This is a genomic window from Acidovorax sp. (genome assembly GCF_046291265.1).
In the GTDB taxonomy this organism is placed as follows: Bacteria; Pseudomonadota; Gammaproteobacteria; order Burkholderiales; family Burkholderiaceae_C; genus Acidovorax.
In genome coordinates, this window is record NZ_JBKBTV010000087.1 from 1 (window position 1) to 13,555 (window position 13,555).

A 13,555-nucleotide genomic window follows, 5' to 3' on the forward strand; every position below is an offset into this window, starting at 1 on the left:
GCGTGAACTGCCTCGCACCCAGCGCCGCCACAGGCATGACACACGGCGTGCTGCCCAGCGACGTGCTGGCGGGCCTGGCGCCAGAGCGCGTGAGCCACGGGTTGATTGCGCTGGTGGCCGACGACGCCCCCACCCGCATGATCTTGCTGGCAGGCGCTGGCAGTTTTGAATCAGCCCACATCACCATGACCCGCGGCATCCATGTGCTCGACACACCAGACGCTGCAGAGGCCGTGCGCAGCCGCCTGCAGCAGGTGCAGGCGCGCGCACACGAGGTGGTGCCCGCGTCTGGCTGGGAGCAGTACAAGCACGAGCTGGCCAAAGCCGGGCTGCTGGAGCCGGACACCGCCAGCGCCGCATCACAAGGCTGAAAGCTGCGCCGCGCACATTTGCCGCGCGCGCCAGGTGTGGGGCACGCACATAGCCCGAGCGTGCGATCCCCCGCAGACTGGGCAGGGGCGGTGCCACAGAGCGTCGTCTGCAATCGAACGACAACAGAAGGAGACAACATGCAAAAACCCATCTTCAATGCACTCAGCACCCCTGCGCGGTGGCTGATCGTGTCCACCGCAGTTGCTGCTACTGCAGCGTGTGGTGGCAGCGACAACCGCGAAGCCGCCGCCACGCCCATGAGCTGCGACAAGCTGGTGGGCCTGGCCATCCCGGCCTCTGCCATCGGCCTGCCTACGTCTGGCGGCAGCGTGCTGACGGCCACGCCTGTCGACGCCACCGGCAGCGGTGCCACCGTGACACCGGCGCACTGCCTGGTCGCGGGCCGCATTGCGCCTGTCGATGCCACTGCGCCCGACATCCGGTTCAACGTGGCGCTGCCCGCTACCTGGAACAACAAGGCCATGATGCTGGGCGGTGGCGGCTTCAACGGCTCCATCCCCAACGTGCGCGCCAACGTGTCCAACGGCCCGGTGGACCAGCCCACGCCCATTGGTCGCGGCTATGCCACCTTTGCCAGCGACTCGGGCCACCAGGCCAATGCCTACGGATCGCAAGACGGCACTTGGGGCCTGAACGAAGAGGCCGTGCGCAACTTTGGCGGCGATGCGCTCAAGAAAACCCGCGACGCAGCACTGCACATCATCAAGGCCCGCTACGCAGCCAGTCCGCAAAAGTCGTACTTTGCCGGTGGCTCCACCGGCGGGCGCGAGGCGTTGGCCGCCATCCAGCGCTGGCCTGGGGACTGGGACGGCGCCATTGCCTGGTACCCCGCCTGGAACGATGCCGCAGCCCTGCTGGGTGGGCACCGCAGCAACATTGCCCTGGCCCAGCCTGGTGCCTACCCCAACACCCCCAAGCGCGCGCTGGTCTACCGCGCCGCCATGGAGGCGTGCGATGCGCTGGACGGCGCGCAGGACGGCCTCATCAGCGACCAGCGGCAATGCAATGCGCGCTTTGACCCTGCTACTGCCACGGTGGGTGGCGCGCCGCTGCGCTGCGCGGGCGGGGCGGACACGGGCGATGCCTGCCTGTCCGACGCGCAGATCCGCGCACTCAACGTGATGAACACCGACACCGTCTTCAACTTCAAGCTGGCCAGCGGCGAAACCCGCTACCCCGGCTACAACGTATGGGGCGCCGACCTGGGCATTACCTCCAACCCGTCGCCGGTGCAGCCGGTGGTGACGTTCCTGGGCCTGGGCACCACCGCCCCCAGCATGCCCATGCCGCGTTCGGCGCCCTACATCAGCGTGCTGGTGGACCAGTGGATCAAGTATTCGGTCACGCGCGACGCGGGCTTCAACTCGCTGCTGCTCGACCCCGAGAACCCCGGCCCCTACGCCACGCGCATCAGTGACCTCAGCCGCCAGCTGGACACCAGCACCGACATCTCCGCGTTTGCCGCGCGCGGTGGCAAGCTGTTGCTGGCGCACGGCCTGGCCGACGTGCTGGTCAGCTCCCGCGCCACCGAGGACTACTACCGCCGCCTGCAAAGCCAGATGGGCACCGACCGCGTCAAATCGTTTGCCCGGTATTACGAAGTGCCCGGCTTGGGCCATGCCGTGAGCACGGCCTTCAACGCCACCTGGGACTCGTTGACCACGCTGGAACGCTGGGCCGAACAAGGTGTTGGCCCCACCAGCCAGGTCACCACCGATGTGACCGGCGTGCCTGGCCGTACGCGCCCCCTGTGTGACTACCCCCAGTGGCCCAAATACAAGGGCACAGGCGACGTGAACGCAGCGGCATCGTTTGTGTGCGCTGAATAGTTAGCCGATCGCCCCACACGCGGGGCGCCCGCCCCGCAGCGCGGTCTGGTGGGCGCGCCTGCGGGGCATCGGCTACCATGGCTGGATAAAAACACAGCCTGCAAGGCGCACTGAAACGAAAGGGCGCCTTGCACGCCATCCCGCCATGACCCGCAATTTCACAGACACCTCCGACACACCCGCACCTGCCGAAGAAGTCCGCATCCCCCTGCAGGCGATTCGTGGCCGAGGTGCCGCCACGGCCATGGCACACCGGTTTGCGCGGGATGCGCGCGAGGTGGTAGACGACGGGTGGGATCACCAACCCTGGCATGAAGAAGACGGCAGAGACGGCAGAGACGGCACAGACGGCGCGCAACCCGCCCCCGCGCTGGCCACTCGCGTGCACCTCGAAACCGCACGCAGTGCCATCTGTGCCAATGACTCACCGGACATTTTCTTTGAACTGTCGGTCAACCCCTACCGCGGCTGCGAGCATGGCTGCATCTACTGCTACGCCAGGCCCACGCACAGTTATCTCAACTTTTCGCCGGGGCTGGACTTTGAAACACAGATCATCGCCAAGCAAAACATTGCCCAGTTGCTGCGCGACGAGCTGTGCGCGCCGCGCTACGTTCCGCGCCTGCTCAACATCGGCTCGGCCACCGACTGCTATCAGCCGGTGGAGCGCGAGCTGCAACTCACCCGCAGCCTCATCGAGGTGATGCGCGACGCGCGCCACCCGTTTTCGCTCATCACCAAATCCAGCGGGGTCGAGCGCGACCTGGACCTGCTGGCCCCGCTGGCTGCGCAGCGCCTGGCCGCCGTCTACATCACCATCACCACGCTGGACCCGGCCCTGGCCCGCCGCATGGAACCCCGCGCCGCCGCGCCCCACCGGCGCCTGCGCACCATCCGCGCGCTGGCCGATGCGGGGGTGCCCGTGGGTGTGAGCGTGGCACCGCAAATCCCGTTCATCACCGAAGACATGGAACAGGTGCTGGAGGCCGCGCACGACGCGGGCGCCCGCAGCGCCTTCTACACCGTGCTGCGCCTGCCGTGGGAGCTGGACACCCTGTTTCGCGAATGGCTGCAGGTGCATTACCCGCAGCGCGCCGCCCGCGTGATGGCGCGCGTGCAAGACCTGCACAACCTCACGGATGCCCAGCGCGGCGCAGGCAAAACCTACAACAGCGACTTCGTGTCCCGCATGAAAGGCAGCGGCCTGTGGGCCGACCTGGTGCGCCAGCGGTTTGCCACCACCTGCCGCAAGCTGGGTTTGAACCGTGAACGGGTGGAACTGGATCTGTCCCAGTTTCGGCCTGGTTTGCTGCAAGGGCAGAGCAGCTTGTTTTGAAGCGCGAAGCGCATGCCAGCGCACCCACGCCGTATGCGACCCGATGAGCAAAAATATGAGTCAAATAGGCCTCTAGCGCTTGTAAATAAAGCGCTAGTAGCTATTTAAATAATAGCAAACTGCCCCAGTGGAAGCAGAGGCGCTAGCGAACTGAACGAGGCGCCTCAGCGGGCGATGCCAACTGCCCGCCCAGCACCTTCCACAGCGCCACACGGTTGGCCTGCTCGGACTGCCGCAGGCCGATCAGCGCCTGCTGTGCGGCGTACAGGCTGCGTTGTGCATCCAGCACGGTGAGGTAGTTGTCCACGCCAGACGTGAAACGCGCCTCGGACAGTTCGAACGCCCGCGCATTCGCATCCACCACGGCTTGCTGCGCCGACAGGCGCTCTTGCCACTGCGCACGCTCGGCGAGGGCATCCGAGACTTCGCGGAAGGCGGTCTGGATGGATTTTTCGTACTGGGCCACGGCGATGTCGCGGTTGGCCTGCGCCACATCCACCGCCGCGCGGGCACTGCCCCCGTCGAAGATGGGCCAGCGGATCTGGGGCACAAAGCTCCAGGTGTTGTTGCCGCTGCCAAGCAGGCTGCCCAACTCGCGGCTGCCAAAGCCGATGCTGGTGCTCAGGGTGATGGTGGGGAACATTGCGGCACGCGCTGCGGCCACGTTGGCCGACAGGGCCTGCAGGTTGTATTCGGATGCGCGCACATCGGGGCGCGCCAGCAGCAGGCTGGACGGCAATTCGGCGGGTAGCACCATGAGCGCCGCGGGCGCCGCAGCGGCTTCGCCGCGCAGGGTGTCGGCGGTCGGCAGCCAGTCGGGGCTCAAGCCACTGCCCACCAGCCCGTCCAGCGCATTGCGGTCCTTGGCCACTTGGGCGGTGAAGGCAGCGACATCGCCGCGCGCGGTTTCCACCGTGATCCGGTTTTGCGCCAGCACCAGGCCGGACGTGCCGCCGAGCTGGTGGATGCGCTCGGTGAGCTGGTACGCCTTCTGCCGTCCCACCAGGGTATCGCGGGCCAGAGCGAGGCGGGCCTCGTTGGCGGCCAGGTTCAGCCACGCATTGGTGACGTCCGCCACCAGCATGATCTGCACGTTCAGCTGGTTCGCCTCGGACTGCAGAAACTGTTGCAGCGCGGCCTCGTTGAGGTTGCGCACACGGCCCCACAGGTCCAGCTCGAAGCTGGTGGCGGCCAGTTGCGCCGTGTACTGGCTGGAAGTGACGGACTGGCCGGTGCCAGACAGATCCGCCGCCGTGCGGCTGCGGCTGCCTTGCGCCGCGGCGGCTATGGTGGGCAACTGCGCTGCGCTGGTGATGCCGTACTGCGCGCGCGCTCGCTCGATGTTGAGCAAGGCCACGCGCAGGTCGCGGTTGTGTGTGAGCGCCTGCGCAATCGCCTGGCGCAAGCCCGGGTGTTGCACCCAGGCCAGGCGCTGCGAGGTTTGCAGTGCCAGCGCACTCGCGTCGGCAACGGCCAGCGGCTGGCCCAGCACGGGGGCGACCACGCCCTGCACGTCGGGTTTGGCAGGCGGTTGCTGGGCACATCCGGCCAGCAGCACGATGAGCGCTGAGGCAGTCACCAGGGGCTTCATGGAATCCATCGACCGGTGCATCACGGTTCTCCTTGGTGCGAGAGCGAAGGAGCCACTCCGGGTGTGGACGGGGTCTCTTTCGGCCGCTTTTTTCTGTTGACCCAGTTGCGCACCAGCAAGAAGAACACGGGCACGAAGAAGAGGCCCAGCAGGGTAGACAGCACCGTGCCGCCCAGCACCGCCGTGCCGATGGCCTGGCGGCTGGCGGCGCCCGGGCCGGTGCCCAGCGCCAGCGGCAACACGCCGAAACCGAACGCCAGCGAGGTCATCAAGATGGGCCGCAGCCGTCGGCGCACGGCCTCCAGGGTGGCGTCGAACACGCTCTTGCCCTGGTCTTGCAACTGAACCGCAAACTCCACGATCAGGATGGCGTTTTTGGAGGCCAGGCCCACGGTGGTTAACAGGCCGACCTGGAAGTACACGTCGTTCGACATGTCGCGGAAGTAGGTGGCCAGCAACGCGCCAACGATGCCCAGGGGCACCGCCAGGATGACCGAGAACGGCACGCTCCAGCTTTCATACAGCGCGGCCAGACACAAAAAGACGAACAGGATGGAGATGGCGTACAGCAGGGGGGCTTGCGCGCCGGACTGGCGCTCCTGCAACGACGCGCCCGTCCATTCGTAGCCGATGCCCACCGGCATCTCGCGCATGATTTCTTCCACGGCGCGCATCGCAGCGCCTGAACTGACGCCGGGGGCCGTGTTCGAGATCATCTCCATCGCGGGAGACCCGTTGTAGCGCAGCAGCTGCGGCGCGCTGCTGGTCCACGCGGTCGATGTGAACGCCGAGAGCGGCACCATATCGCCGGTGCGGTTGCGCACCGTCCACTGCCCGATGTCCTTGGGCAGCATGCGAAACGGCGCGTCGCCCTGCACGTACACGCGCTTGACGCGGCCGTTGTGCACGAAGTCGTTCACGTACGAGCCGCCCACGGCGCTGGAGATCACGCTGTTGATATCTGCGGTGGCCACGCCCAGGGCGGCTGCCTTGCGGTCGTCGATCACCACCTTGAGTTCTGACGTGACGTCGAAGTCGGTGGTGCGCATGTTGGCGAGTTCCGGGCGCTGGCCTGCCAGTTCGACCAAACGGTCTTTGGCGGCCCGCAAGGCATCGTTCCCCAGCCCGTTGATGTCCTTGAGCATGAAGTTCACGCCAGCGTCCGAGCCCAGGCCCCGAATGGCGGGCGGCATCGACACAAAGATGCGGGCCGCGCGGATGCGGGACAGATCCCGGGTCGCCTTGCGCGAAATGAACTCGGCACTCTGTTCGGCGTTTGGCCGGTCGTCCCAGGGCTTCAGGCGCACAAAGATGGTGCCCGCGCTCTGGTTGCCACTGTTGCCTGCGAGGGAGTTGACGCGCAACACGTCGGGCTGGGCCATGAAATACCGGGTGATGTCTTGCAGGACCACTTCCAGCTGCGCGTCGGACGAGCCCGCGGGCAAGGTCACGCTGGCGGTGATAAAGCCCTGGTCTTCCACCGGCAGAAACGACGTGGGCAGCTTTTGAAACAACAGCACCACACCGCCAATGACCAGCAGAAACACCAGCATCACGCGTTTGCCGCGCAGCAGCAACTGGCGCACGGCGCCTTGGTAGCGGGTGGAGTTGCGGTCAAAGCTGGCGTTGAACCAGCGGAAGAACCGGTCCATCCAGCCCATGACGCCTTTGCGGGCGGGGGCGCCTTCGTGCAAATGTTCTGTGGGTTTGAGAAGGGTGGCGCACAGCGCCGGGGTGAGTGTGAGCGCCACCAGCACCGAAAACGCCATGGCCGAGACGATGGCAATGGAGAACTGCCGGTAAATCACCCCCACCGAGCCCGAGAAGAACGCCATGGGGATGAACACCGCCGACAGCGTGAGGCCGATGCCCACTAGCGCGGGCGTGATTTCTGCCATGGACTTGATGGTGGCCTCCTTGGCAGGCAGGCCTTCCTGGTGCATCACCCGCTCCACGTTCTCGACCACCACGATGGCATCGTCCACCAGCAGGCCAATGGCCAGCACCATGGCAAACATGGTCAGCATGTTGATGGAGTAGCCCAGCGCCGACAACACGCCAAAAGTGCCCAGCAGCACCACCGGGACGGCGATGGCGGGGATGAGCGTGGCGCGCAGGTTCTGCAAAAAGATGAACATCACGATCACCACCAGCAGCATGGCTTCAGCCAGGGTGATGGCCACTTCCTTGATCGATGCCCGCACGTAGGGCGTGCTGTCCGAGCTGATCACGCCGGTGATCCCATCGGGGAAGAACGGCGCCAGTTCGGCCATCTTGGTGTTGACCGCAGTGGCCACCGCCATGGCGTTGGCCCCGTCGGCCAGCACCACGCCCAGGCCCGCGCCCGGCTGGTTGTTGAGGCGGGACTTCACTGTGAGGTTGTCTGCGTCCAGCTCCACGCGGGCCACATCGCCCACCGTGACCAGCGACCCGTCGGTGGCGGCCTTGAGCACGATGCCCTGGAACTCTTCCACCGTCTTGAGCTTTGTGCGCGCCGTGATGGTGGCGTTGAGCATCTGGTCCTTGACGGCGGGCAACGCCCCCAGCTGACCGGCGGACACCTGCGCGTTTTGCGAGTTCAAGGCAGAGACGATGTCCGACGGCATCAGCGCAAACTGCTCCAGCTTGCCGGGGTCCATCCAGATGCGCATGGCGTAGCTGGTGCCGAACACGGTCACGTCGCCCACGCCGTCGATCCGCGAGATCACATCGACCACATTGCTGGTGATGTAGTCGCCAATCGCCACCTGCGTGACCGTGGGGTCGGGCGAGGTGAAGACGTAGGTCATCAGGTTGTCCTGACCGCCCTTGTTCACAAACACGCCGCGGCTTTTGACCGCCTCGGGCAGCCGGTTCATGGCGGTCTGCAGCTTGTTTTGCACCTGCACCTGGGCCACGTCGATGTCGGTGCCGGGGGCAAAGGTCAGCTGCGTGCGCGAGCGCCCGGCGGAGTCGCTGGTCGAGCTCATGTAGAGCACGTTGTCGATGCCTTTGAGCTGCTGCTCGATCACCTGCGTCACCGAGTCCGCTACGGTTTCGGCCGAGGCGCCGGTGTAGGTGGTGTTGATCGACACACGCGGGGGCGCGATGTCGGGGTACTGCTCCAGCGGCAGGGTGAAGATGGACATCGCCCCCGCCAGCATGATGACGATGGACAGCACCCAGGCAAAAACCGGACGGTGGATAAAGAAATAGGCCATGGTGCAGCGTGGGGAGTTCTGTGGGCTCTAAAAATTACGGGGTCATCCGGCGTCACCCGGACGTCCGGCCGCCCGGGCCACCCGGGTCGTCGGCGTGGCCCCGTGGCCTGGGGTCAGGGCTTGGGTGGGGCCGAGGCCGCCGCTTGTGCTGCTGGCGCGGAAGCCTGCGCTTCCACCACGCGGCTGCCGTCCACACGCATTGCCACGGGCGTGACGGCCTGGCCCACGCGGGCCTTCTGAAAGCCGTCCACCATCACGCGGTCTCCGGCTTTGAGGCCGCCCAGCACCAGCCACTGCGCGCCCAGGGCCTGGCCCAGCTGGATCGGGCGTTTTTCAATCTTGTTGTCGGCATTGATGAGTTGCACGCTGGGTTTGCCTGCAGGGTCTCGCTGCACCGCCTGCTGGGGCACCACGATGGCATCGGTCGATACGCCCGTGGCCAGTTGGGCCCGCACGTACATGCCGGGCATCAACATCCGGTCGGGGTTGGGAAACACCGCGCGCAGGGTAATGGCCCCGGTGCTCTGGCCGACCGTGGCTCCGGTGAACTGCAGCTTGCCGGCATGCGGATACGCACTGCCATCCTCCAGCGCCAGGCGTACCGGGGCGCCGCTGGCGTCGACCTTGCCGAACACGCCGGCCTGCCACTGGCGGCGAAGCTCCAGCAACTCGGCGCTGGACTGGGTGATGTCGACATGGATGGGATCGAGCTGGCTGATGGTCGTCAGTGCCTGGGCCTGGTTGGCCGTGACCAGCGAGCCGGGCAGCACCACAGACAGATCAATCTGCCCGCTGATGGGCGCGACGATGCGGCTGAATTGCAGGTTGATGCGGGCGTTGTCCAGCGCCGCCTGCGCCACAGCAACGTCGGCGGCCGACTGTGCGACCTGCGCTTGGCTTTCGTCAAACACCTGGCGGCTGATGGCGTCGATCTTCACCAGTTCGGCATTGCGCTCGGCATTGGTGCGGGCGGTCTGTGCAGAGGCCCGCGCCTTGGCCAGCGCGGCCTCGGCACTTTTGGCCGCTGCTTCGAGCGTGCGGGCGTCGATCTGGTACAGCGGCTGACCCGCCTTGACCGTGTCACCCTCGGTGAAAAGGCGCTTTTGCAGAATGCCCGACACCTGGGGCCGTACTTCCGCGCTTTGCGAGGCCTTGGTACGGCCTGTCAGCTCGGTGTTCAGCCCCTGAGACTGCGCCACCACCGTCAGTACGCCCACGGGCGGTGCTGCAGGGGCGGCGCTGGGCGCCTTCTTGTCGCCGCAAGCGGACAGCACAAGCGCGGCAGCTGCCATGAGCAGCCATGCGCCGTGCCATGTACCGGTTTGCCGACCGGGCCTGGAAGAAATCGTTGGGGCGGCGGTGGTCGCCGGGTGCGGGACGGACGATGAATCGGGTGTGAGTGGCATGGGCTTCGGCGTGGGGCCTGGGGTCTGGCAAGACGGGGAGGCGGGTCGGCGGGTCAACGGGTGGACGCGAGGCTCGGCGCCGTTCGGGAGCGGATCAGCGCACAAGCGAGCATTCTGCGCATGCAATATGTCTGGAATGTATACCGGCCAAAAGCCCCCAAAAATGCGGATTGTTGGGACGAAGCAGCATCCGTGCCGTGGCCCGCGCAGCGCAACCGCGTTGGTGCACGCGCAGGTTGGCCTGTGCTGTGGCGCCCACCTCTGGTTGCCAAAAATTCAAGCAAAATTGGCCTCTAGCGCTTATCTATCAAGCGCCAATAGCTATCAAATCAATAGTGAAGAGGGTCTGCGCAGCGAATGCGGGCGTCTGGCAGACGCACCGCTGGCCCGCGGTTTGGCCTACACCAACACGTCCCGGAGGGTTGCGTCCTTGCCGAACTGTGCTTTGGCAAACGGGCACAGCGGCATCACCTTGGTGCCGGTCGCCCGCGCCCACTGCACCAGCGCGCCCAGCAGCTCGCGCCCCACACCTTGCCCGCTGAGGGACGGGTCCACTTCGGTGTGGTCCACGATGATCATCGTGGCGTTGGTGCGGCTGTAGGTCATCTCGGCAAGGCGCTGGCCGCCGCTCTCTACGTAGAAGGCGCCTTTGGTGTCTTGTTCCTGGTGCTGGATGGTGTGGGGCATGGCGTGATGAATGCGTCGGTGGGGGATGCGTTTGAGTATCTCCCACCGACAAACACCCGCCGCTTCAGCCCGCGGCCTTGCGGGCCCCCGCCACCTGCCTGCACTCCGCAAACATGTCCAGCCCCGGGTTGTAAGCGCCGGTTTTCACATCCATCAACCCCAGCACCGAGTGAAAGTAGTTGTCGTGCGTGATGCGGCGCTCGGCCAGGTCGTGCTGCAAGCAGTCGGTGGCGATGTGGGTGCGGGTTTGCATGCTGGGCGACAGCCAGGTGATCCACGGCACATGCTTTTGCACGTCGGGCGCAATGCTGTAGGGCAGGCCGTGCAGGTAGAGGTTGTTCTCGCCCAGCGACTCGCCATGGTCTGCTACGTAAACCATCGCTGTCTGCGCTTTGCGGTCCTGCGCTGCAAGCCATTTGAGCACTGAATCGAGGAAGAAATCCGTCTCGACCACGCTGTTGTCATACGCGTTGACGACCTGCTGGCGCTCGCACTCTTGCAGGGAGGTGGAGGTGCATTCGGGGCCAAACTTCTTGTGGTCGGGCGCCGAGCGTTTGTAGTACGCGGGGCCGTGGCTGCCCATCTGGTGCAGCACCACCACGGTGCCGCGCTGGCGCTGCTCGGCGGGCAGGGCGGCGATGCGGGTGTCCAGGTCTTGCAGCATCACGCGGTCCAGGCATTCGCCGCCGGGGCAGAGGGCGGGGTCTATCGCCACGTCTTTTTGTTGGCTGGTGATGGTCTCGCCGATGCGGTCGCACACGCCTTTGCAGCCGGACTGGTTGTCCACCCACAGCACGGCCAGGCCTGCGTGGTGCAGCACGTCGATCAGGCTTTCAAAGTTGGCGGCGCGTGCTTCGTAGCCGGTGCGCCCCAGGTGCGAGAACATGCACGGCACCGATGCAGCCGTGCTGGTGCCACACGACCAGGCGTTGCGGGCGCTGACGAGGTCGGTGCGGGCTGCCAGCAGCGGCGTGGTGTCGCGTGCATAGCCATTGATGCCGAAGTTGCCACTGCGGCCGGTTTCGCCCAGCACCAGCACCAAGAGCGGTGGCTTGGCCTGGCCCGCGTAGCTGGCGCCCAGCTGGGCGTCGCGTCCCACCGGGATCAGCTTGTGGGTGTCCATGCGCAGGGGCTTGGTGGCAATGTTTGCGAGCGCGTACACGCTGTTGAGCGGGTTGATGAGGTAACGCAGCTTGGTGTGGTTGCGCATGGTGGACGCAAAGTCCTGGAACACCAGCAGCAGGCACACCACGATGACGGCGACAGAGCCCGCCAGCAGCAGGCCGTTGTGCGCCACCTGGCGCAGGGGGCTCAGCTGCTGCACGGGGCGGCGCAGCAACCACCACAGCGGCGGCGCAGCCAGCGCCAGCACGGTGGCCAGCATGCGCCCGTTGAGCAAGTCGCCCGCTTCGTGCACGTCGGTTTGCAGTACGTTGGTGAGCATGCTGGCGTCAATGGCCACGCCGTAGGCCAGCATGAAATACGCGCCAAACGCGGCCATCACCACCAGCAGCGCGGCGGCGGGCTTGATCGTCCAGCGCCAGGCCAGCAGGCCCAGCAACGCGGCGTTGCCTGCCGTCACGATCAGCGCGAATGCCATGGCAAAGCCCCAGCCGCGCAGGCTGCCTTGGCCGGGCAGTTGTGCTACTTCACGCCACAGGGGCACATTGCAGACCGTGGCCAGCCAGACGCTGATAAACACCACCAGCCAGGCGGGGTGCAGCGGGCGTGATGTGGCCGAGGCGGCGTTGGAGGAAGGGGCGGAAGCCGGAGGCGGGGCGCCCGCGGCGAGGTGAGGGTGCAGCAGGCGCTGCAGGATCAAAGGCATGGGGCGCACTGTGGCGCCCCAAACTTAACGCCGCATTAACGCCCCGCGCGTTGTTTCGCGCACCGGTTCAGACGCCCCATCCTGCACGTCCTCAGCTTTGCAGCAGACCTTGGGCGTGGTGCTGCAGGTGGTCGGCCATGAAGCTCTGCACAAAGTAATAACCGTGGTCATACCCCGCATGGCGGCGCAGGGTGAGTGGCTGGCCGATGGCTGCGCAGGCTTCTTCCAACAGGTGCGGGTGCAGTTGCTCGGCCAGAAACTTGTCGGCCAGGCCCTGGTCGATGAGGATGCCTGCAGGGTAGGGCGCCACGGGTTGGTTCTGCATGAGCACGGTGGCGTCATGTTCTTGCCACGCGGTGCGGTCTGCGCCCAGGTAGCCGCTGAAGGCCTTGTCGCCCCACGGGCACTGGGTGGGCGCGCAGATGGGTGCAAAGGCCGACACCGTCTTGAACTGGCCGGGGTGGCGCAGCGCCAGCGTGAGCGCGCCGTGCCCGCCCATCGAGTGGCCAAAGATGCCGATGCGCTCGCCGTCGATGGGCAGGTGCTGCACCAGTTGGGGCAGCAGTTCGCGCACGAGGTAGCTCTCCATGCGCCAGTGGGTGCGCCAGGGCTCTTGTGTGGCGTCCAGGTAAAAGCCCGCGCCAATGCCGAAGTCCCAGCTGGCGGTGGCGCCGGGCAAGGATTCAACCGCTTCACCGCGCGGGCTGGTGTCGGGCGCGATGAGCGCCAGGCCCAGCTCAGCCGCCAGGCGTTGCGCACCGGCCTTGACCATGAAAGTCTCCTCATTGCAGGTCAGGCCCGCCAGGTAAAGCACCGCAGGCACCGGGCCCTGCGCGGCCTGGGGCGGCAGGTAGACCGAGAACTTCATCGGCAGCCCGATCTCGGTGGAGTCGTGCTTGTAAAAGCGCTGCTCGCCGCCGAAGCAGGCGTGGGTGCTTTGCAGGTCCAGGGGGGTGGTCATGGTGTGATTGCTCTCAAATTAATAGCTGTAAGCGCATGATAAATAAGCGCTGGAGGCTGTTTTTGCTCGAATGGAACCGTGGCGCTTGAGCGGCCCCTTTCGCCCTCAGCCTGTCGAAGGGCTGGTGGCAAGGCGTGCCCTGGCTTCGACAGGCTCAGCCCGAACGGGTGGGGGTTGTCGTTCAGTCTGGTTTGAATGGGACAGTGGCATTTGAAAGACTCCGTTCGCCCTGAGCTTGTCGAAGGGTTGGTGGCAAGGCGTGCCCTGGCTTCGACAGGCTCAGCCCGAACGGGTGGGGGTTGTCGTTCAGTCTGGTTTGAATGG

Annotated in this window: 8 protein-coding genes and 1 pseudogene; 3 read left to right on the plus strand and 6 right to left on the minus strand. The window is 66.0% G+C overall.

Annotation, left to right across the window (positions count from 1 at the left end):
* From ACK41V_RS21645 to ACK41V_RS21655, 3 genes and pseudogenes are all read left to right on the plus strand, one after another.
* A pseudogene (locus ACK41V_RS21645) lies at window positions 1-371 on the plus strand (3-hydroxyacyl-CoA dehydrogenase); the annotation flags it as partial.
* A gap of 138 nt (window positions 372-509) precedes the next feature.
* Entirely contained in the window at window positions 510-2,222 is a 1,713-nt protein-coding gene (locus ACK41V_RS21650; RefSeq protein WP_409785470.1) for a tannase/feruloyl esterase family alpha/beta hydrolase, read from the plus strand.
* A gap of 145 nt (window positions 2,223-2,367) precedes the next feature.
* The gene (locus ACK41V_RS21655) at window positions 2,368-3,558 is read left to right on the plus strand and encodes a PA0069 family radical SAM protein (protein ID WP_409785472.1); all 1,191 of its coding nucleotides are present in this window, start codon (window positions 2,368-2,370) and stop codon (window positions 3,556-3,558) included.
* 142 nt (window positions 3,559-3,700) lie between these two features.
* Here the strand turns inward: ACK41V_RS21655 and ACK41V_RS21660 are convergent, their stop codons facing one another.
* The 6 genes from ACK41V_RS21660 to fghA all read right to left on the minus strand — a co-directional run bounded on the left by ACK41V_RS21660 (window position 3,701) and on the right by fghA (window position 13,231).
* A complete protein-coding gene (locus ACK41V_RS21660) occupies window positions 3,701-5,170 on the minus strand; it encodes an efflux transporter outer membrane subunit (protein ID WP_409785474.1) in 1,470 nt (489 codons plus the stop codon).
* Entirely contained in the window at window positions 5,170-8,349 is a 3,180-nt protein-coding gene (locus ACK41V_RS21665) for an efflux RND transporter permease subunit (protein ID WP_409785476.1), read from the minus strand. Before ACK41V_RS21665 ends, ACK41V_RS21660 begins: the two co-directional genes overlap by 1 nt.
* A 113-nt stretch (window positions 8,350-8,462) precedes the next feature.
* Complete coding sequence (locus ACK41V_RS21670) at window positions 8,463-9,641, minus strand: efflux RND transporter periplasmic adaptor subunit (RefSeq protein WP_409785478.1); 1,179 nt, start codon at window positions 9,639-9,641, stop codon at window positions 8,463-8,465.
* A 513-nt stretch (window positions 9,642-10,154) separates the two neighbouring features.
* Entirely contained in the window at window positions 10,155-10,442 is a 288-nt protein-coding gene (locus tag ACK41V_RS21675) for a GNAT family N-acetyltransferase (protein ID WP_409785480.1), read from the minus strand.
* A 64-nt stretch (window positions 10,443-10,506) separates the two neighbouring features.
* Window positions 10,507-12,270 (minus strand): phosphoethanolamine transferase, encoded by a 1,764-nt coding sequence (locus ACK41V_RS21680; RefSeq protein ID WP_409785481.1) that lies wholly within the window; start codon window positions 12,268-12,270, stop codon window positions 10,507-10,509.
* A gap of 91 nt (window positions 12,271-12,361) precedes the next feature.
* Complete coding sequence (gene fghA / locus ACK41V_RS21685) at window positions 12,362-13,231, minus strand: S-formylglutathione hydrolase (protein ID WP_409785482.1); 870 nt, start codon at window positions 13,229-13,231, stop codon at window positions 12,362-12,364.
* Window positions 13,232-13,555 lie beyond the last annotated feature (324 nt).

What these genes read in the sequence shown, in the direction of transcription:
- ACK41V_RS21650 (WP_409785470.1), top strand. Translation starts at nt 510, where the DNA reads ATGCAAAAACCCATCTTCAATGCACTCAGCACCCCTGCGCGGTGGCTG.
- ACK41V_RS21655 (WP_409785472.1), top strand. Translation starts at nt 2,368, where the DNA reads ATGACCCGCAATTTCACAGACACCTCCGACACACCCGCACCTGCCGAA.
- ACK41V_RS21660 (WP_409785474.1), bottom strand. Translation starts at nt 5,170, where the DNA reads ATGCACCGGTCGATGGATTCCATGAAGCCCCTGGTGACTGCCTCAGCG.
- ACK41V_RS21665 (WP_409785476.1), bottom strand. Translation starts at nt 8,349, where the DNA reads ATGGCCTATTTCTTTATCCACCGTCCGGTTTTTGCCTGGGTGCTGTCC.
- ACK41V_RS21670 (WP_409785478.1), bottom strand. Translation starts at nt 9,641, where the DNA reads ATGGCAGCTGCCGCGCTTGTGCTGTCCGCTTGCGGCGACAAGAAGGCG.
- ACK41V_RS21675 (WP_409785480.1), bottom strand. Translation starts at nt 10,442, where the DNA reads ATGCCCCACACCATCCAGCACCAGGAACAAGACACCAAAGGCGCCTTC.
- ACK41V_RS21680 (WP_409785481.1), bottom strand. Translation starts at nt 12,270, where the DNA reads ATGCCTTTGATCCTGCAGCGCCTGCTGCACCCTCACCTCGCCGCGGGC.
- fghA (WP_409785482.1), bottom strand. Translation starts at nt 13,231, where the DNA reads ATGACCACCCCCCTGGACCTGCAAAGCACCCACGCCTGCTTCGGCGGC.